A 21,420-nucleotide genomic window follows, 5' to 3' on the forward strand; every position below is an offset into this window, starting at 1 on the left:
GGGGGCCGTGGCTGACGATAGTGTCTGGATTGCGGTTTAATTCCATGGTCTCGACACCCGCGCGCGTCTGGGCCCCCCCGGCCGGCCGCGAGACCCCGGCGCGCGCGGCACCGCTCCAGTTGGACTGGATCAGCGCGAGGTCGCGGCCCTGTTCCAGCGTGCGCCCCTGTTCGTCATAGACACGGAAATGCATGCGCAGGTGCGCCGGCAGCTCCGCGCTGGCGAAGTCGGCCTCGCCGATAGCCACGCCGGTGACGCGCTGCAGATACGCCGCGAGCACGCGCGCGAGCGGTTCGTCGCGCACCGCTTCACTGGCGGCGAAGGCCCGCGCGAAGTCCGGTGCCGGCACGAAATTGCGCCGCAGCACCTTGGGCAGGCTGCGGATCAGTTCAGCGACCTTTTCGACGAGCAGGCCCGGCACGAGCCACTCGCAGCGCGCCGCCGGCACGGCGTTCACGTAGGCCAGCGGCAGCTGCAGACTGACGCCGTCGGCCGGATCGTTCGGCAGGAAGCGGTATTCGAGCTTGAGCTTGTGCCCGCCGACCTCGAGCCGTGTCGGATAGTCCTGTGCCGCAACGCCGGCCTGGCCGCCCAGAACATCATCCAGCGACCAGCGCAGCGCGGCCTGTTCCTCCGGCGAAGCACGGCGGTACCAGCCGTCCAGCGCCGCGGCCGTGCTGATGTCGGCGGGCAGCTTGCCGGCGAACCAAGCGACCAGCGCCGCTTCGTCCCTGACCAGACCGGCGCGGCGCTGCTTGGCTTCGAGCTCCTGCGCCTCGGCCAGCACGCGCGCATTGGCGCGCACGAAATCGGCCTTGGCATCGATCTCGCCGCGCGCGAGCGCTTCGCGCAGGAAGACTTCGTGTGCGAGTGCCGGCTCCTGCGCGCCGTACTGCACCGCGCGCTTTTCCACGAGGATCAGCCCGAACAGGCTGACCTGCTCGTAGGCCATGACCGCGCCGCGCTTCCGCGACCAGTGCGCATCGCGCCAGCTGCGCTTGACCAGATGTTCGGCCTGCTGCTCGATCCACTCGGGTTCGACCCGCGCATTGAGCATTGCGTACACTTTTTGCAAATCGATAATCTGCCCCGCCAGCAGCCATTGCGGCGGCGACTTGGCCAGGAACGAACCCGGAAACACCTGGAACCGGCGCTCGCGCGTACCGCGATACTGGCCGCGTTCGTCCTTGCGCCCGACCTGCGTCGGCCAGCCCGACAGCAGGCAGCGGTGTACCTGTTCGTAACCCGGCGCATCGAGCAGCGGCGCCGTGGCTGCCTCGGCATCGGCCGCCGATGGCGGCGGCGTCAGATGGCCTCCGGCTAGCCCGCCTTTTTCACGCCCGTTCGTAGCGAGGCCGTCGAGACGCCGTCCTGATGCGCGCCGCGGACTGAGTGACGGCGAAGGCGTAGCCGACACTACGTCGAGCCGACACGAGGGAGCAGTGCGCGTCAGGGCGAGCGTATCGGCGGCCGCAGTAGAAGGGGGGTGAGAAAGGCGGGCCAGATCCCAGCCCAGCTCCTCCGCCTGCACCAGCAGCTGGCGATGCAGCTCGCGCCATTCGCGCATGCGCAGGTAGGACAGGAACCGCGCCTGGCACCAGTCGCGCAGGCGCGCCTGACTCAGCTCTTCGTGCGCACCCGCATGCGCCTGCCACAGCTTGAGCACGGCGACGAAGTCCGAACGGCTGTCGGCAAACTGCGCATGCGCCTGATCGGCGGCCTGGCGCGCATCGGCCGGGCGCTCGCGCGGATCCTGGATGCTGAGGAACGATGCGAGGATCAGCAGTTCGCGCAGCGCGCCGCGCTGCTTCGCCTCGATCAGCATGCGCGCGAGCGCCACATCGATCGGCAGCTGCGCCATGGTGCGGCCGACCGCGGTCAGGCGCTTGTGCTCGTCGATCGCGCCGAGTTCGGTCAGGCGCCGGTAGCCGTCACCGATCGCGCGCTCCGGCGGCGCCTCGACGAATGGAAATTCGTCGACCTCGCCGAGCTTGAGATTCAGCATGCGCAGGATCACGCCGGCCAGCGAGCTGCGCAGGATTTCCGGGTCGGTATAGCGCGGCCGCTGTTGAAAATCCTGCTCACCGTACAACCGGAAGCACACCCCCGCGGCAACCCGGCCGCAGCGTCCCTTGCGCTGCTCGGCGGCGGCCTGCGAGATCGGTTCGATGTGCAGGCGTTCGAGCTGGGTGCGCGGCGAATAGCGCTTCACGCGCGCCGTGCCGCTGTCGATGACGTAGCGGATACGCGGCACCGTCAGCGAGGTTTCCGCGACATTGGTCGCGAGCACGATGCGCCGCTGCGGGCCGGGCTTGAACACACGGTCCTGGTCATTGGCCGACAGCCGCGCATACAGCGGCAGCACTTCGGTGGCGCGGTAAAGCCGCCGCGCGAGCGCCAGGTGCGCATCGCGGATCTCGCGTTCGCCCGGCAGGAAAATCAGTACGTCGCCACGCGGATCTTCCGAGGTGATCTCGTCGGCCACCGCAACGATCTGTTCGGTCAGGCTCAGTTCGGTGCGATCAGGCGTCGCGCGGCCCTTGTCGCCGCCGGTCGCGGCTGCTTCGGCGACCGGTGGACGCCAGCGCACCTCGACCGGATAGCTGCGCCCTTCGACACTGACCACCGGCGCGTTGCCGAAATGCGCGGCGAAGCGCGCGGTGTCGATGGTCGCCGAGGTGACGATGAGCTTGAGGTCGCGCCGCCTGGCGAGCAGGCGCTTGAGATAGCCGAGCAGGAAATCGATGTTGAGGCTGCGCTCGTGCGCCTCGTCGAGAATGATGGTGTCGTAGTCGTTGAGCCACGGATCGCTCTGCGTCTCGGCGAGCAGGATGCCGTCGGTCATGAACTTGATCAGCGATTCTTCCGACACCTGGTCATTGAAGCGCACCTGGAAGCCGACGAGCTTGCCCACTTCGCTGCCGAGTTCCTGCGCCACGCGGCGCGCGACGCTGCGCGCGGCGATGCGGCGCGGCTGGGTGCAGCCGATACGGCCGGCGACGCCACGGCCCGCGGCCAGGCAGAGTTTGGGCAGCTGGGTGGTCTTGCCCGAGCCGGTCTCGCCGGCCAGCACGACTACCTGGTGCTTGCGGATCAGCGCGACGATCTCATCGGCGCGCGCCGCGATCGGCAGGCTTTCGTCGACACGGATCTCGGGAACGCGCGCGGCACGCGCGGCGCGGCGCGCGCACGAGGCGGCGATGTCGGCAGCGAGTCGCGTCAGCTGCTCGTCGCTGACCTGCGCCGGATTGTCGTTGAAACGGCGCCAACGGCCGAGCAGGCGCGCGGCATCGCGCACCAGGACGCCGTCGAGCGCCTTGCGTTGCGCCGCCAGCCGCGCGGCGGCCGGATGCGGTACGGGCCGGGCGGCGTCGGCCGCAGGAGGAGGATTCTTGTCAGCCATCACAGATAGGACTCGGGGCCGCGGCCCAAGGAACCGGTAATCATAGCGTCTGCCTGTCGCGACCATCGTCGTCAGCGGGTCCGGCGACCCGGCCGGCGCGGTAAAGTGTCTCGCCCGAACAACACCAGGCCTGACAAGACCAGGCCTCGCCACGACACACCTCTCAACAGCAGGAGTCTGCACATGGGTATCGATATCGGCATTGCCAAGAAAGACCGCGAAGCGATCGCCAAGGGCCTGTCGCGCCTGCTCGGCGACAGCTACACGCTTTACCTGAAGACCCACGGCTTCCACTGGAACATCACGGGCACGATGTTCAACACGCTGCACCTGATGTTCGAGACGCAGTACAACGAACTGTGGCTCTCGCTCGACCAGATCGCCGAACGCATCCGCTCGCTCGACGTGATGGCACCCGGTTCGGGCTCGCAGTTCGCGAAGCTGTCGACGATCAAGGAAGAAACCGGCGTGCCGGAGTGGCGCGAGATGGTCAGCCAGCTCGTCGACGGCCATGAAACCGTCGCCCGCACCGCGCGCGAACTGTTCCAGATCGCCGACAAGGCCTCGGACCAGCCCACCGCCGACCTCGCCACGCAGCGCATGCAGGCGCACGAGAAGACTGCCTGGATGTTGCGCTCGCTGCTGGCCTGAACAGCGCGGCGCGGCGGCGCAGCGCCGCCGCGCTTTCGTCCCCATGCGCGACGCGCAGCGCGTAAACATCCGGATAGCGTCCAAGACGTGTCTGGCGGACTGGGCGGCAGGTACGGCGCATGGACATGAAATCGTCAAAAGCCCGTGCTAGCCTGCGCGATCTTTCGATGGGGGCGTCCAGGCTGGACGTTTCTGTCCCGTGGCGGCGGACCAGCCGCACGTAGCGGCCGGACTGGCCGTACGCAGCGGGAAAGCGCGGCCGCAGGCGCGGCGCGCGACGAAAGCAGGATTCCGACGCGGCCCACGGCCCGTTCGCCACGTTCTGCCAGCGGCATCGCCGTATGCCGGAGCACCGTGGCGGAGCGGTCGTTTCGTCGTCGACGATGCCGGAGCCGAGCATGGCCCGGGCCCATTCCAGGCACTACTTGTTCAGGGGTTCGCGTATGAAATCTGTCGTTTCACCGGCACGCTGGGCGCTTGCGCTCGCGGTATTCGGGCTTGCCGGCCCGGTCAGCGCGCAGGTCAGCCTTACCGCGCTGGGTTCTCCCTACACGCAGGACTTCAATACTCTGGCCAACGCCGGCACGACGAACACCACGGTTCCGGCGGGCTGGGCGTTCCTCGAAACCGGCGGCAGCGCCAACACGACCTATGCCGCCAGCACAGGCTCCGACAACGGCGGCAACACCTACAGTTACGGCGCGAGCGCCAACACGGAACGCGCGTTCGGCGGCCTGCAGAGCGGCACCGTGATTCCGTCGCTGGGCGCGGCATTCACGAACAACACCGGTGCGACCATCGACACGCTCGCGATCGCATTCGCCGGCGAGCAATGGCGCATCGGCAACACCGCGGCCGCGCGCGACGACCGCCTCGACTTCGAATACAGCACCGACGCGACCAGCCTGAGCACGGGCACGTGGATCGCCGCGACCTCGCTGAACCTCACCAATCCGATCAAGACCGCGGCGACGGCCGGCGCACTCGACGGCAATCTCGCAACGAACCGCACCGCGGTCAGCGCCTCGATCAGCGGCCTCACGATCGCGAACGGCACGACGTTCTGGATCCGCTGGAGAGACTTCAACGCGAGCGGCGCCGACGACGGCCTGGCGATCGACGATTTCAGCCTGACACCGAGCGGCACGATTCCGCCGCCGAACCTGACGATCAACGACGTCAGCGTGGTCGAAGGCGCGACCGGCAACACGGTGCTCGCTAGCTTCACCGTGAGTCTGGACGCACCGGCACCGGCCGGCGGCGTCACCTTCGACATCGCGACCGCCGACGGCACCGCGACTACGGCCGACGCCGACTATGTCACCCGGTCACTGATCGGACAGACCATCACCGCCGGCAATACCAGCTACACGTTCGATGTCACCGTCAACGGCGACTCGGCCATCGAGCCCAACGAAACCTTCCTCGTCAACGTGACCGGCATCACCGGCGCGACCGGCACGGACACGCAGGGCCAGGGCACCATCACGAACGACGACGCGGTACTGCCGCAGCTGTCGATCAACGATGCCAGCGTGACCGAAGGCAACAGCGGCACGGTCGCGGCGCAGTTCACCATCACGTCCAGCGTCGCCGCGCCGGCCGGCGGCTACGTCGTGTCGTACAGCACGGGCGATGACACAGCCACCGTCGCGAACAACGACTACCTCGCCGCCAGCGGCACCGTCACCATCCTGCAGGGCCAGACCACGGCCACCGTGGACATCACCGTCAACGGCGATACCACAGTCGAGCCGAACGAGCAGTTCTTCGTCAACCTCACCCTCTCGCCGATCGGAACGCAGATCGCCGATGGCCAGGGCATCGGCACGATCACGAACGACGACGCATTCCCGACCCTGACCGTCGGCAACGCCAGCGTCGTCGAGGGCAACAGCGGCCAGACCGGCATTGAGTTCCCGCTGACACTGAGCGGCCCGGCCCCCGCTGGCGGCGTCAACTTCACCATCAATACGGCCGACGGCACCGCCACCGCACCCGGCGACTACATCGCCTTTGTCAATGCCAGCGCCAGCATCGCCGCCGGCCAGACCACAGGTTCGTTTTTCGTCATCGTCAACGGCGACACCACGGCGGAAGCGAACGAAACGCTGACTGTGACCCTGAGCAACCTGGTCAACGCCACCGCCGGCGCCACGCTGACGGCCACCGGCACCATCACCAACGACGACGCGGTCGAAATCCACGACATCCAGGGCACCGGCCTCGCCGGCCCGCTGGTCAACCAGCCCGTGCTGACGCTCAACAACGTCGTCACCGGCAGGGGACCGCAGGGCTTCACGATGCAGGCGCCCGACGCACGCGCCGATGCCGACCCGAATACATCCGAAGGCATCTACGTGTTCACGTCGAGCACGCCGACGGTGTTCGTCGGCGACATGGTCAACGTCTCGGGTACCGCGCTGGAATTCAATGGCCTGACCGAGATCGGTTCAGCGACCGTCACGTTCGTCAGTTCGGGCAATCCGCTGCCGACCGCAGTCGAGTTCAACGCCACCGTGCCCTCATCCGATCCGGCTAACCCGACCTGTGTCACCAGCGGCAGCAACTACGAGTGCTTCGAGTTCATGCGCGTGCATATCGCCGACGGTCTCGTCAGCACCGGCAACCAGCGCTTCGGTTCGCCCGCGACGGAATCCTTCGCCGAGGTGTTCATCACCGCCAACGGCCGCCGCGGCGTGCGCGAGCCCGGTCTGCTGTATCCGCTCGTGCCGACCGCCGGCAACCTGGCCGCGGGCCAGTGGGATGGCAATCCGGAGCTGTTCGAACTCGACGCGGACTATTTCGGCGCCGTGCCGGTCGACACCCCGATCACCGGCGGCACGCGCTTTTCCGCCACCGGCGTGATGGGCTACGACTTCGGCGACTACGAACTGTGGGCGACCGAATTCACGGTGACCCAAGCGGCACAGGTGCCGCGTCCGGTGCGCGCCTCCAACGGCTCCGCCGATCTGCGCATCGGTTCGTTCAACATGCTGCGCTACTGCGACACGACCAACAACGGCACCGGCTCGGACCCCTGCCTAGCGCCGACCCCGACCGTCGACGGCTTCAACTACAAGGTCGCGCGTCTGTCCAGGTACGTCAGCGAAGTGCTGCTGCTGCCCGATGTCCTCGGCGTCGTCGAGGTTGAGAACCTCGCCGTGCTGCAGGCGCTGGCGACGCGCATCCAGGCCGACACCGGCGTGGTCTATTCGGCACGCCTGGAGGAAGGCAACGACATCGGCGGCATCGACGTCGGCTTCCTCGTGCGCAACGACCGCGTCACGATCGACACCGTCACCCAGCTCGGCAAGACCCTGACCTGGAACGACCCGACCGGCAGCCCGACCGCGCTGCTGCACGACCGTCCGCCGCTGCTGCTGGAGGCGACCTTCACCGCCAACGGCAACATTCCGTTCGGCGTCATGGTCGTGCATCCGAAGTCGCGCAGTTGCGTAGACCAGACCGGCGGCGCGAGCTGCGTCCAGGCCGATGTCGACCGCAACCGTCTCAAGCGCTTCAACCAGGGCAAGTACCACGCCGAGCAGATCCAGGCCTTCCAGCTCGCCCATCCGGGCCGGATTCTCACCGTCGTCGGCGATTTCAACGACTACCAGTTCAGCGACGGCTGGACCCACATGCTCGGCATGATGGAAGGCAAGCACGACGACGCCGCCAACCTGCTCGACTACGCCGGCAACACCGTGGTCAGCCCGTCGCTGTGGAACGCGGTGATGTCGGTGCCGGAGAACGAGCGCTACTCGTTCCTGTTCACCGAGAACTTCGGCACCTTCCAGGGCTTCAACACGCGCGACCTGCCGACCCAGCAGTCGCTCGACCATGCCCTGCTCAACGTCACTGCGCGCCGCCTGTTCGCCGGCTTCGACTATGGCCGCGCCGCCAACGACGCGCCCAACGAATGGGAACGCCTGTGCAATGTGATTCCGACGCTGCCGGCAACAGTCCCTCCGGGCTGCCCGAACATCGCGATCGGCGTGTCCGACCACGACGGCCTGGTCTTCGTGCTCGCCACCGACCGCATCTTCGGCGACGGCTTCGAGACCGCGCCGTGATCGGCTAGACTCAGCGCCGAGCTTCACGCGAGGGGGCCGGGAAACCGGCCCCCTTTTTTTTGCGGCGCTTGCAGCGCACGCTCCCGATCAGGTCGCTGCAGCACGGCGAGTCGGCCCCCGTCTGCGCCGGCCAGCACGCAGCGCTGCAATACCCTACGCGGCAAAACGACACCCCAGGCATGAAACGTCTACGTTCGCTCGCTCCGCTGTTGCTGTTGGTCCTGATCGGTGTCGGGCTGTTCGCCTCGGGCGTGCTGGACCGCTTCGGGCCTAGCGGGATCGCCGCGGAGCAGCATCTGCTGCAGGAGCAGATCGCGACGCGTCCGCTGCTTGCTGCGCTGGTCCACGTCGGCATCATCACCGCCGCCATCGCCACCGGCATTCCGGGCACGGTCGTACTGATCCTTGCGGGCGGCATGCTGTTCGGTGGACTGCTCGGCGCGGTGCTGTCGTCGATCGGCGTGATTCTCGGTGCCAGCGTGCTCTATGCGGCCAGCCGCTTCGCCTTCAGCGGCGACCAGCCCGGGCGCGCACCAGCCCTGGTCGAGCGTTTGCGCCAGAGCTATCACGCCCACCCGCACAGCTACACCTTCTTCCTGCGCCTGGTGCCTGTGTTCCCATTCGGCGGCGTCACCGTCGCGCTGGCCTGGCTGCGCTGCCCGCCCTGGCTGTTCGTACTGGCCACGGCGGTCGGCGGCTCGGTGACCACGACGATCGAAAGCCTGCTCGGCGCGGGCCTGGCGCAGAACCTCGCCCGCAACGGCACCATCGACAGTCATCTGCTCGCCGATCCCTGGTTCATCGGCCCGATGTTCGGCATGGCCCTGCTCGCCTTGCTGCCGATCGTGCTCAACCGCTGGCGCGCCCGTCGGGCAGCACGCACGCATACCCCGCCAAGCTCCTGAAAATGGTGTTGAGACCGCGCCGGAGGTCGCGTTGTGAGCGGCTTCGCGCATGGGCTATCCTGCGCGCCACTTTGCATGACCGCTGCTCTTTCCGAGGTTTGTCTTGAGCAATCCACAGCCCGCTGCTGTCCTGAAATCGCTGTGGAGTGCCGTCCTCCTCGCTCTCGTCATCGTGGGGCTCAACATCGCGTTGTGGGCCTACATCAACCGACCCGCGCAGATCGCGAACTGGGAAGGCAAGATCGAAGGCTTTGCGTTCTCCGCGTTCCAGCGCTATCAGAGTCCGCTGCGCGACAACTATCCGAACGAAGACGAGCTCGCCTCGGACCTGCGCATCATCGCCAAGCACGCCAAGCGCGTGCGTACCTACTCCTCGCTGGAAAGTGCCGAGATCCCGCGCCTGGCACGCGACCTGGGCCTGGATGTCCTGGCCGGCGCCTGGCTCGACCGGCGCATGGAACACAACGAGATCGAACTCGAAGCCGTCATCAGCGCCGCGCGGCGCTGGCCGAACATCGACCGCGTCATGATCGGCAACGAAACCATGCTGCGCGACGATCTGAAGGTCGAGCAGATGATCGACTACCTCGACCGCGCGCGCGCCGCCATCCGCCAGCCCGTCTCGACCGCCGAACCGATCCACATCTGGCTGAAGTATCCCGAGCTGGTCAAACACGTCGACTTCATCACGCTGCACCTGCTGCCGTACTGGGAAGGCGTGCCGCGCAAGGATGCGATCGGCTTCGCGCTCGGCAACTACAACGAGCTGCGCCGGCTGTATCCCGACAAGAAGATCGTCATCGGCGAAATCGGCTGGCCGAGCTACGGCGACCGCAAGCGCTTCGCCGATCCGACCCTGGCCGACGAGGCCCACTTCATCCGCGAGTGGCTCAACGTCGCACGCGACCAGGGGCTCGACTACTACATCATGGAAGCGTTCGACCAGCCGTGGAAGGAAGAAACCGGCGGCCGTGCGGAAGCCTACTGGGGCGTGTTCGGCGCCGACCGCAATCCGAAGTTCTCCATGGTCGGTCCGGTCATCGAAGACCCGAGCTGGCCATGGAAGGCGTTCGCCGCGTCGGGACTCGCGCTGTTTCCGATGATCTGGTTCGCCTGGGCCTTCACGCGCTTCCGCGTCGCCGGGCGGCTGTTCTTCCTCAGCCTGATCCAGCTCTCTGCCGGCGTGCTGGTGTGGTCGACCACGGTGCCGTACACCTTCTATCTGGATCCGATCGACTGGGCCATGCTCGGCGTGCTGATGCCGGCGCAGCTGGCCATCATCGGCATCCTGCTGATCAACGCGTTCGAGTTCACCGAAGTGATCTGGCGCCGCAGCTGGCTGCGCGGCTACGGCCTGTTGACGCCGGCGCCCGACGAGCGCCAGCCCTTCGTCTCCATCCATCTGGCCTGCTGCAACGAGCCGCCGGAGATGGTGATCCTCACGCTCGACTCCCTCGCCGCGCTCGACTACGAGAACTTCGAAGTTCTCGTGCTCGACAACAACACCAAGAACGAAGCGGTGTGGAAGCCGGTGGAAGAGCACTGCGCCAAGCTCGGCCCGCGCTTCCGCTTCTTCCACCTGAGCCCGTGGCCCGGCTTCAAGGCCGGCGCACTGAACTTCGGCCTGACCGAAACCGATCCGCGCGCCGAAGTCATCGCCGCAGTCGATGCCGACTACGCGGTGCGCGCCGACTGGCTCAAGGCGCTGACCGGCTATTTCCACGATCCGAAAATCGCCGTGGTGCAATGCCCGCAGGCGCACCGCGACTGGGAACACAACGAATTCCGCCGCATGACCAACTGGGAATACGACGGCTTCTTCCGCATCGGCATGCATCATCGCAACGAGCGCAACGCCATCATCCAGCACGGCACCATGACCATGGTCCGGCGCTACGTGCTCGAGCGCACCGGCAACTGGTCGGAATGGACCATCTGCGAAGACGCGGAACTCGGCCTGCGCCTGATGCAGGAAGGTCTGGAGCTGGTCTACGTCGACGAGATCATGGGTCGCGGCCTGACCCCGGCCGACTTCACCGCGTACAAGTCGCAGCGCTATCGCTGGGCCTTCGGCGCGATGCAGATCCTCAAGGGGCGCTGGAGCTGGCTCACGCGCAAGGGCCCGCTCAGCGCCGGCCAGCGTTTCCATTTCCTGACCGGCTGGTTCAGCTGGTTCGCCGACGCGCTGCATCTCGTGTTCACGATGATGGCGCTGTTCTGGACCGCGCTGATGCTGTCGCTGCCGAAGTACTTCAACCTGCCGCTGCAGCTGTTCCTGATCCCGATCATGGGTTTCTTCATTTCCAAGGCGATATTCGGCATCGCGCTGTATCGCGTGCGCGTACCGTGTTCGTGGAAGGACACGATCATGGCCGCGATCGCGAGCATGGCGCTGAGCCACGCGATCGCGCGCGGCATCTTCATGGGCCTGATCAAGAAAAAAGGCGAGTTCGTGCGCACGGCCAAGAGCCGGCGCCTGTCGAACCGGCCCAGTGCGTTCAGCTCGGTACGCGAGGAATTGCTGATGTTCGTCGCACTGATCTGCGCGATCGTCGGCATGATGCTGTCGTTCGGCTTCCAGTACACCGAAGGCAAGCTGTGGATGGTCATCCTCGGCGCGCAGGCGATTCCTTACACCTCGGCGCTGATCGGCGCCTGGATCGCGCACCGCGCCGGCGAGCAGGCCGGCTGAGTGCCGTCACGCGCGCTGGCCGGCGTTGCAGGCCGCGCGTAGCGCGTCCGACATCGCGATGGCGCTGGCGCGAAGTCGCGGGAAATGCGAGAAAGCAAAGCGTGGCTTTCTCCCTTTCCTCACTCGCCTGGATATCTGCCCATGCGCGCAACCGCCGGACTGCTGAAGCTGCCCACGACCCTCGCCTACGCCAAGGGCGGCTACAGCGTCGCGCTGCAGCTCGGCAGCGAGGGCTGTCGCGCCAACGTGCTGCTCGACACGGGCAGCAGCTCGCTGGCCGTGACCGGTGTCCGCTATGACCCCGGCCGCGACACGGCGTTGAGCGCGACCGCGCTGGCACAGCAGATCACCTACGGCAAGGGCAACTGGGCCGGCCCCGTACTGCGTTCGCGCGTCGGCTTCGGCGATCGTGAACAGTTTCGCACTGTGGAAAATGCGGTCTTCGCCCATGTCGAGAACGCCGCGGCGGACTTTTTCCGCGATGCCGACGGCATCTGGGGCATGGCCTATCGACACCTTGACCCGGCGCATGATCTGTCCGCCCTGCTCGCCGCACAGGGCCATGATCCGGCACTGACCTGGCCCTGGCCCTATGCCGCCGCCGATGCGCAGCAGCAGGCCGAGTTCCACCAGACCCTCGACCAGCAACCCCGCGTGGAGCTGGAGCCGTTGTTCAGCGCGCTGGAAAGACAGGGGGTATTCCGCGACCGCTTCGCGCTGCAGATCGGCCGCGCCATCGTGCATGTGCTCGACGACGAAGCCACGGCCCAAACCCTGGAACGCGATCCGCTCAATCGCGGCACGCTCGTGCTGGGCGGCGGCGAGGAATGCCAGGATCTCTACGAGGGCGGCTTCGCCGACCTGCGCATCGTCCACGACATCTACTACAACGCGAACCTGATCTCACTGCAGGTCGGCGACCAGTCACCGCTGCCCGCGCCCGCGCTGCTGCCCCAATACCAGGCGAACTACGCGAGCAACGCCATCATCGATACCGGCAGCAGCTTCATCATGCTGGAAGCATCGCTCTACGACGCGGTGATGGATGCCTTCGCGGCGCACGATGCGCGCCTGCCCGGCCTCGTCGCCCGCTTCAACGAGGCCTACAAGATCGAACAGGGCCTGCCGAACGCGGCCATCGACGAGGCCGACTGGCCCGCCCTGCATCTGCGCCTGGAAGCGCCTGACGGCAGCGAAACCTGCCTGCGCTGCGAACCCAGCCACTACTGGCAGCGCAATGCCCTGCATGCAGGCCAGAGCCTGTTCCTGCTGCTGCGCCAGGTGCCAGGCTGGCCGAACCAGAACGTGCTCGGATTGCCGCTGCTGAGTGGTCGCTATTGCATCTTTGACCGGCGCGCCAACCGCGTGCGGTTAGCGAAGGCCCGGAGCGGCACTACCTGACGCCCCGCACGACATGGCGAAGGTTCGTCGTGACAACGCATCGCCAGTTGAGCGATGACTTCGAGCACCCGTAGACAGCGACACCGGCGCAGGCAACCTGACTATTGTCCGGCCATACCGACAGAGATCGTGGATGACGAAAGCGATTGTTGTGGAGATCACCGCATTGCTTGCCCGCTAGCGCGAAGGCGATCGCAACGCGGAATCCGCGCTGCGACCATGCTTGAACGATGCTTCCCTGAACGGCTCTGCTTGCCAGTGGCATTCGCTTCATCGATGGCCGGTTTGCATGCGTGCGGAAGCAAAATCCATACGCTATCGAACTGATGATTATGCAGTTTCTGATTGCCACGAAGCCCACCTTCGGCGCCACCATGACCTTCGGCACTCCGCCTGAAGAACGACGCCGCACCTAGGGCGCCAGATGGATTTCCCGGTTCGGAGGCACTCGCATACTCGATGACGCTGTACGCACGCGCCATCCGTCTTCCCAGGGAGTATCGAAACATGAAACGCCACCGCTTAGCCGCGGCGATCTCGTTGCTCATGGTTGCCGGCGCGGTCTACGCGCAGGGACCTCGACTCGTCTCGCCGCAGACCGTCACTCCGGACCAATTGACCGATGCCATGGTCACCAATACCCGACTGCTGCTCACGCGCGCGGGCGCTTTCGATCCCACTCAGGAACAGGTGGACTTCGCGTCGACCGGCGCCGCGCCGAACGTATCGCTCGCGCGCTATGCGATCGTGCAGTTCGTCGAAGGCGACACCGCAGCGCGTGACAGGCTCGAGAAGCAGGGCGTGCGCATCCTCGGCTACGTGCCGAACAATGCCTATATCGTGAAGCTCGACGAACGCACGACGTTCGACGCGCTCGGCCGTCAGCAGGGCGTGCGCTGGTCGGGTCTGTACCAGCCGGGCATGAAGCTTGATCCGGCACTCTATACCGACGCCCGCGCCGACCTCGTCGCCTCTCCGGCCGGCGGTATCGATGTGGAAGTGTTCGCCTTTTCCGGCGAGTCGGCCGAACGCATCGCTGAAGGCCTGACCAAGGCGGCACCGGGCGCACGCATCACCGTCGTCAATGCGCGCGACGAAAACCCGTATGTTCGCGCCAACGTCAGCGCGGCCCAGCTCGACGCGCTCGTGCGCGGCGCCACGGCGCTGGAAGGCGTGTCGTGGATTGCACAGTACCGGCAGCCCGGCTTCGAGAACGCCGGCGCCGTCAGCGCCATCCAGGCCAACAGCCTGGTCAACCAGCCGGGTAACGGCGCGGTCGAGGCCGGCAAGACGCCGATCTGGGATCACGGCATCTTCGGCAGCAACCAGATCGTCGCCGTGTCCGACTCGGGCGCCGATGCCAATGAAGCCTGGTTCACGACGATCGACAAGGGCACCGGCCCGGTGACTGCGGTCGCGACCGCACAGACGCCGGCCCCGCCGACCCCGGGCACGCTCGCGCCGACGCAGAAAGTCATCGGCTACTGGGTACAGCCGGGGGCGACCGCCTTCGACAACAACTCCACCTGTCCGGGCGGCAGCTCGACGAGCTACCATGGCACGCATACCAGCGGCACGGTGCTCGGCGACGCGGCCGGCACGTTCGGCGCAACCACATACCTCGCTTCGACACCTACCGCCGCCAACCATGAACTGGCCGACGGCATGGCGCCCAATGCGCAGCTGCTGTTCCTCGACATCGGCAACGACACCTCGGGCTGCCTTTCGATCACCGACCTGACCGGCACCCTGCAGCAGGGTTACGCCGGCGGTGCGCGCATCCACAGCGCGAGCTGGGGCGCGGCGACCGGCGGCATCTACTCGGGCAACGATTTCGAGGCCGACTTCGCGCTGAGCAAGGCCGAAGACATGATCTTCGTCGTTTCGGCCGGCAATGAAGGCTCGGGCAACCAGACCACCGGTTCGCCGGGCAACGCCAAGAACGCGATCACGGTCGGCGCGCTGGGCCATGGCGGCTCCGTCACTGTCGCAGGCTTCAGCAGCCGCGGCCCGACCGCGGACGGCCGGCGCAAGCCCGATGTGATGGCGCCGGGTTCGTCGACGATTTCCGCCTCGGGCGATACGACCACCAACGCGACTCCCGAAGCACCGCTCAGCAAGAGCCTCAGCGGAACGTCGATGTCGGCGCCGACGGTATCCGGCAACGCTGCGCTGCTGCGCCAGTTCTTCGCCGATGGCTTTTATCCGCGCGGCGTGGCTACGGCAGCCGACCAGTACAGCCCGAGCGGCATGGCAATGAAGGCCGTGATCCTCAACGGCACCAATGCGATCAGCGCGGCGAACTGGAACAGCAACGGGTACGGCTGGGGCCGCATGTGGCTGGATTCCAACCTGTGGTTCGCCACGACGCTGACCGGCGGCGACGACAGCCGCCGCCTGCGCCTCTTCGAACGTCCGCAGGCCGCCGGCCTCAAGACCGGCGACCAGAACGAATACACCATCGCCAACGTCGCCGCCGGCCAGGAACTGCGCGCCACGCTGACCTGGTACGACACCGAAGCGCAGCAGGGCAGCCTGCTCAGCCTCGTCAACAACCTGGACCTCGAAGTCATCGGTCCGGGCGGAACCTACCTCGGCAATGTGTTCACGGGCGGCGTGTCCACGACCGGCGGCACGGGGGACGTGCGCAACACGGTGGAGCAGTTCCGCCTGACGGCGCCAACGGCCGGCAGCTATACCTTCCGCGTCAAGGGCATCTCGGTACCGGGCGGTTCGCGTCCGAATACGAATCGTCAGGGCTATGCACTGGCGGTCTCCGGTGCGTTCGGTCTGCCGGCCGTGGCGGCTTTCCCGGCGCCCACAGCGCTGGCCGCGGTCAACAGCGCCAACCAGGTCAGCGTGTCGTTCAGCAGCGCCGGTGGCGCCCAGGGGTTCCAGCTCTATCGCGCCAACGGCACCTGCGCCGCGGCCAGTGCAGCGGACTTCCGCATGGTGGGTCATGGCACGGCCAGCCCGCTGCTCGACACCACGCCGCGCGCCGGCCAGGTCTATGCCTACAAGGTTCGCGGCATTGCCGGCGATGTCGAAGGTGACGTATCCGCCTGCGTCGACGTGACCTCGACCGCAGCCTGCACCCTGCAGCCCGAATTCGATCACGACAGCCTCGCCGTGACCTCGACCCAGGGCTCGACCTGCAAGATCGGTCTGGCCTGGGCCGCGGCGCCATCCAATTGCCCGGCAGCTCCCGGTGTGACGTATGCGGTCCAGCGCGACGCGACCCCGTATTTCACCGCGCCGTCGATCCTTGCGCCGGCCGTGACGACGACCACGTACGACGACTTCGCCGTCAGCTTCGGCAGTCCGTACTTCTATCGCGTGACCGCGACCGACTCTCTCGGCAATTCCGCGCCGACCAGCCAGATCGTCAACGGCACGCCGATCGGTCCGTCCGGCATCCGCGGCAGCACCTACGTCGACGATGGCGACAACCGCATCTTCTCGACGCTGGACTCGCCGTGGCACGTGACGAATACGGCAGCCAGCGCGGGCACGCTGAGCTATCACTCGGGCTACGACAACGTGAACTATCCGTCCGATATCTGCGCTGCGGTGACCACGCCGTCCATGCTGATCCCGGCGGGCGCGACGCTGAACTTCAAGGCGCGCTACAACTTCGAGTACCAGTGGGACGGCATGGTGCTGGAAATCTCGACCGACAACGGGGCGACCTGGAACGACCTGCCGCCCGACGGCGGTTATCCGAGCACACTGGCCGAAACGCTGACCCCGCCGATCAACGCCTGCGGCTATGCGAGCACGCACGGCGCCTTCACGGGCGTCAGCACGGCAGCCTCGAACGCGGATCCGAACAATGCTTCCGCAATCGCCGTGTTCAAGCCGTTCACTCGTACCCTGGCCTCGTATGCAGGCCAGAATGTGCGAATCCGCTGGCGCGCGACGGCCGACGGCAGCGCCGAGTTCGCCGGTGCGTTCCTCGATGAGATGCGCATTACCAGCGACCTGCTGTTCAGTGATGGCTTCGAGAACGATCCGCTGTACCGCTGCACACCGTAACCACGCGATCTGCGTTGCGTAATACCCAAAGGGCGCGGCATATGCCGCGCCCTTTGGTTTTTCCGGTCCGCAGGGCCCGCGGCGCTTCCCGATCTACCTGGCGCACGCCGCCTCCCTGCGCGGCGCCCCGGCGCGATCAGCGTGCCTGCTGCTCGAAGCCGTCGGCAAACAGCTGGTCCGCCACCTTGGCGACGAACACGCCGGTGCCCCACTCGACCTGGTTCTGTCCGAACGGATGCAGGGTCGCGATGAACACGAGATCACCGCGGTTGTTGAGCATGGGCGCGCCTGAAAATACCGAGTCGTTGTTGTTCTGGCCGATCTGGCCGGCCCCGAGATCGGTCGCGACGGCGTCGCCTTTGCCGGCCACGCGCTGCAGCGTCGTGCCGTCGCCGACATAGATGGCCTGCCCGTTCGCATCGCGCGCGCGGAATGCGACGAGCCCCGCGTCGTTGATGGTCGGCGCAAAGAACTCAAGTTCGCGGATCGTGCCGGCCGGATCAACCACAGCGATCGGGGTCAGCGTCGCGCCGTCGGCGCGATAGACGGCGCGGCGGCTGTCGTCCGCGCGCGTGGCGATGAACGCAACACGTCCGCTGTCGCTGACCGCGACGGAATTGTCGAACTGGCGGATCGGCGAGGCCCCATCGGTGCCACGGTTCGCCGCCACGCGCGTGGAACTGCCGTCGACCGCGAAGCGGCGGATTTCCGTGTTGCTGGTGAAGTCGGCGGACGTCGCGACCTTGGCGACGATCTCGCGCGCGTCGTCGAAGCTCGGCGTGTAGAGGAAGGTATAGCTACTGCCCGGATCGAGGGCCGCATCGGTCACATGCACGCTCGCGCCGCCTGCAGCCGGCACCGAGGCATAGGCACGGCCGCTGGCGAAATTCGCCTGAAATCCTATCTGCGCCGCAGCGTTGATGCCGGGCGAGCCATAGCTGTTCGCGAACACTGGGGAGGTACTGACGCGTACGGCGTTCTGCAGCCCGTGGTCGTAGCGGTAGATGCCGTCGGCGGCAGGGGTTTCGACCAGCGTGAACACGACCAGGCCGTCGTTGTTCATGCGCAGCGACGAACTGATGAGGGCGTCCTGCGGTGCGAGGAAGGTCACGCTGCCGGTGCCATCGCCGGGGCCGAACCAGACGCCGCCGCTGCTCGACGTGCCGTTGGGCACGACCTGCACCGGGAACGCGACGCGGCCGGCATCGTCGATGTCCGCACTGATGCTGTTGAACGACGAGCCCGGCGGCAGGTTGTAGCCGTTGTCGTTGATGAGGAGATTGGTGCGCGCCTGCAGCTGCGGCGGCGCATGGACCGGCAGCTGCGCGAACGCAGGCGCGGCGAGCGCGGCGGCGGCCGCGAAGGCGAGCGAAACAGTCAGGTTCGTGCGGGTCATGCGCTGTTCCTCGTGCAGTAGAACGTTGCGTTCAGCGCACGACTCTAGCCCAGGCACGCGATAACGTCGCGTGATTGCGGCGGCCCGGCCAGCGCGAACTATCCGCGCGAAAGCGCGACCACGCAGAGCAGCTCGATTGCAACGAGCACGATGATCCAGACCAGGAAACTCGGACGCTCCGCCCAGCGCAGGAACTGCGCCTTCGCTGTCGTATGCCGCTGCAGCCGCGTGCGTGCCGCATCGACGGCGACGGGTACGGTCGAGAAATCTGTCTCGCCGTCGCTGTCCAGCAGACGCTGGAATTCGCGCAGGGTCAGCGCGTCGAAATGATCCGGCGCGATGCACAGCGTTGAGCCGCCAGCGCAGCTCAGCTGCACGCCGCCGTCGTGCGCCAGCGCCGATGCGATGACGGTCCTGTCGTCGCCGACGCCTACGGTGGCGCCCAGGAATTCGCCGCGCACGCGCCAAGGCACATCGGCCGCGGCGCGTTGCGCCGTGATCGTCGGCGGAAACTGGCGGCGACGCAGACGGAACGCGGCATAAAGCACAGCCACGGTCACGAGCATGCGTGGCGTCGCATCGGCGATCAGGTACGGCGCAAGAACAATGACAGCGATGACGCCGGCGCTGATGGCCACAAAGATCAACAGGGTGCGCAGTGGTTGCCGGGGACGGCCCTGCAGCACGAGTGCGCGATGGTGTCCGGTCATCGGAAAGCCTTTGCGGTGGCACCGCATTGTCCGATACGCCGATCCGGCGGTGAAGCCGGGTTCGGTGCAGGCGCACCGCGCATCACGAAACCGCCGTGTTCACGGCGCGTGCAATGCCGACGGCGCACGCCCATCAGCGTCGCGATTTCGCGGTTTTCGATCGCGCTGCGGCGGCGGCGCGGCGTTCGACCGGCAGCGTCTGCAACAGCAGCCATCGCATCGCCTTGCGTAGGGCGCGCGCATCGCCCCCCGCGTCGATGTCGAGCGCGGCGCGGTCGAACGCGGCCGACAGCAGCGCCGACAGCGCGGCAAGCGGTGGTCCGCCCGCGTCGACACCGGCGCCCGCGGCACGCAATCCCTCCGCGAGCGAGCCGGCCGCGTGGCGTTCGTCCAGGTCGCGCAGCTCGGCCAGACCGAGCACGGCCGGTCCTTCGATCAGCAGCAGCCGCGTCCGTCCCGGCAGCGTCATCGCGTCGAGATACGCCTCGGCACCGGCGACCAGCGCGTCGCGCGGCGACGCGCCGACGGGCGCCGCGGTTTCGATACCGGCGCGGACCGACGCGGCCTCATGTTCCAGCACCGCGCGGAACAAATCCTTCTTATCCACAAAGTGGTGGTACAGCGCGCCGCGGGTGATACCGGCCGCGGCGCAGATCTCGGGCGTAGAGGTGGCCGCGTAGCCCTGCCGCACGAACAGCGCGCGGGCGGCCTGCAGCAGCGCGGAACGGGTCGCGTCGGTGCGTTCGCGATTGGATCGCCTTTCTTGCATACATACAGCCTGCATGTTAATTTTCCGATACATACAGTCTGTATGCGAAAAGCCCCGACGACAACCGTCTGACGCGAACAGAGCAATCACCGGAGGTCCTGTGAAAGTCTCGAGCTACTACCCCGTCCTCATGACCGGCGACGTCGCTGCCACCGCGCAGTTCTACCGGACCCACTTCGGCTTCGTCGCCCTGTTCACGAGCGACTGGTACGTGCATCTGCAACTGACCGGTGATGCGGGGGTCAACCTGGCCGTGCTCGACGGGCGCCACGAGACCATCCCCGAAGCCGGCCGCGGCACGGCGACCGGGTTGCTGCTGAACTTCGAGGTCGACGACGTCGACGCGGTGCACGCGCGCATGATTGCCGCCGGCCTGCCGATACTGCGTTCATTGCGCGACGAAGCGTTCGGCCAGCGCCATTTCATCACCGCAGACCCGAACGGCGTGCTGATCGACATCATCACGCCGATCCCGCCAAGTGGTGAATTCGCGGCCCAGTACGCGGACGGTGCGCTGCCACGCTAGCCTGCCCGCCGATCTTCCCTTGCGTCACCGAAGCCGCTAACGTGCGGAGCCCGCCATCGCGAGCTCCGCCGTGCTTTCAACCAGCATGTTCCGATCCGCCATCGTACGCCCGCCGAGCGCGAACTTTTCCGAAGGCCTTACGCGCGAAGACCTGGGCCCACCCGACTTCGCCCTGGCCCTCGCGCAACATGAGCAGTATTGCGCCGCGCTGGAACGCTGCGGGCTGCAGCTGACGCGACTTCCCGCCGATGCGCGCCACCCCGACGCCACTTTCGTCGAAGACACGGCCGTGCTGCTGCCGCGCTGCTGCGTCATCACGCGCCCGGGCGCCGACAGCCGCCGCGGCGAGACCGAGGCCGTCCGCGAGTGTCTGAGCATGCAGGGCGTGCCGCTGGAAACCATCATCGCTCCGGGCACAGTCGACGGCGGCGACATCTGCGAAGCCGGCGAACACGTCTTCATCGGCCTGTCGGCGCGTACCAACGCCGAAGGCGCCGCGCAGCTCGGCGCCCTGCTGCAGGCCGCGGGCTATACCAGCAGCATCGTCGATATCCGTGGTGTCGACGGCATCCTGCACCTAAAGAGCGGATTGAGCTGGCTCGGTGAGCGCCGCCTGCTGCTGATCGACGCGCTGGCCGATGATCCGGCATTCGCCGAATTCGAACCGGTGCTCGTCGAATCCGACGAAGCCTATGCGGCCAATGCGGTCCTCGTGAACGACGTGGTGTTCCTCGCGAGCGGCTACCGGCGCACGGCCGCGCGCCTACGCGAACTCGGCCACGCGCTGGTCGAGCTCGACATGAGCGAATTCCGCAAGATGGACGGTGGCCTGAGCTGCCTGTCGCTGCGCTATTGA

At 66.9% G+C, this 21,420-nt stretch carries 12 protein-coding genes; 8 read left to right on the forward strand and 4 right to left on the reverse strand.

The window, feature by feature from the left end; translation table 11 throughout:
- Positions 1–3,403, reverse strand: a 3,403-nt coding sequence (gene hrpA / locus RUU78_RS14740; protein ID WP_313917884.1) for an ATP-dependent RNA helicase HrpA, incomplete at its 3' end; no start/stop codon positions are given.
- Between the two features lie 183 nt (positions 3,404–3,586).
- On the opposite strand from hrpA, the gene RUU78_RS14745 reads away from it, so the two are divergent.
- From RUU78_RS14745 to RUU78_RS14770, 6 genes are all read left to right on the forward strand, one after another.
- Positions 3,587–4,054 (forward strand): Dps family protein, encoded by a 468-nt coding sequence (locus RUU78_RS14745; RefSeq protein ID WP_313917885.1) that lies wholly within the window; start codon positions 3,587–3,589, stop codon positions 4,052–4,054.
- 443 nt (positions 4,055–4,497) lie between these two features.
- The gene (locus tag RUU78_RS14750; protein WP_313917887.1) at positions 4,498–8,130 is read left to right on the forward strand and encodes a Calx-beta domain-containing protein; all 3,633 of its coding nucleotides are present in this window, start codon (positions 4,498–4,500) and stop codon (positions 8,128–8,130) included.
- 179 nt (positions 8,131–8,309) lie between these two features.
- Positions 8,310–9,035, forward strand: a complete 726-nt coding sequence (locus tag RUU78_RS14755; RefSeq protein ID WP_313917890.1) for a VTT domain-containing protein — start codon at positions 8,310–8,312, stop codon at positions 9,033–9,035.
- A gap of 103 nt (positions 9,036–9,138) precedes the next feature.
- Positions 9,139–11,727, forward strand: coding sequence for a glycosyltransferase (locus RUU78_RS14760; RefSeq protein WP_313917891.1), 2,589 nt, complete (start codon positions 9,139–9,141; stop codon positions 11,725–11,727).
- 141 nt (positions 11,728–11,868) lie between these two features.
- Positions 11,869–13,128, forward strand: a complete 1,260-nt coding sequence (locus tag RUU78_RS14765; RefSeq protein ID WP_313917894.1) for a pepsin-like aspartic protease — start codon at positions 11,869–11,871, stop codon at positions 13,126–13,128.
- Positions 13,129–13,635: 507 nt separating this feature from the next.
- Positions 13,636–17,163, forward strand: coding sequence for a S8 family serine peptidase (locus RUU78_RS14770; protein ID WP_313917896.1), 3,528 nt, complete (start codon positions 13,636–13,638; stop codon positions 17,161–17,163).
- Between the two features lie 136 nt (positions 17,164–17,299).
- Here RUU78_RS14770 and RUU78_RS14775 read toward each other — a convergent pair whose 3' ends face one another.
- From RUU78_RS14775 to RUU78_RS14785, 3 genes are all read right to left on the reverse strand, one after another.
- Complete coding sequence (locus tag RUU78_RS14775) at positions 17,300–18,559, reverse strand: choice-of-anchor tandem repeat NxxGxxAF-containing protein (protein ID WP_313917898.1); 1,260 nt, start codon at positions 18,557–18,559, stop codon at positions 17,300–17,302.
- A gap of 98 nt (positions 18,560–18,657) precedes the next feature.
- Positions 18,658–19,269, reverse strand: a complete 612-nt coding sequence (locus RUU78_RS14780; protein WP_313917900.1) for a hypothetical protein — start codon at positions 19,267–19,269, stop codon at positions 18,658–18,660.
- Positions 19,270–19,402: 133 nt separating this feature from the next.
- Positions 19,403–20,128 carry a helix-turn-helix domain-containing protein gene (locus RUU78_RS14785; RefSeq protein WP_313917902.1) on the reverse strand — a complete coding sequence of 242 codons (726 nt, stop codon included), beginning with the start codon at positions 20,126–20,128 and terminating at the stop codon, positions 19,403–19,405.
- 10 nt (positions 20,129–20,138) lie between these two features.
- Between RUU78_RS14785 and RUU78_RS14790 the strand changes: the two genes are divergently transcribed.
- Together RUU78_RS14790 and RUU78_RS14795 are read left to right on the forward strand one after the other, a co-directional pair.
- A complete protein-coding gene (locus tag RUU78_RS14790) occupies positions 20,139–20,564 on the forward strand; it encodes a VOC family protein (RefSeq protein ID WP_313917904.1) in 426 nt (141 codons plus the stop codon).
- Positions 20,565–20,649: 85 nt separating this feature from the next.
- A complete protein-coding gene (locus RUU78_RS14795) occupies positions 20,650–21,420 on the forward strand; it encodes a dimethylargininase (protein ID WP_313917907.1) in 771 nt (256 codons plus the stop codon).

The sequence above is a fragment of the Tahibacter sp. genome (assembly GCF_032229445.1).
GTDB lineage: Bacteria > Pseudomonadota > Gammaproteobacteria > Xanthomonadales > Rhodanobacteraceae > Tahibacter.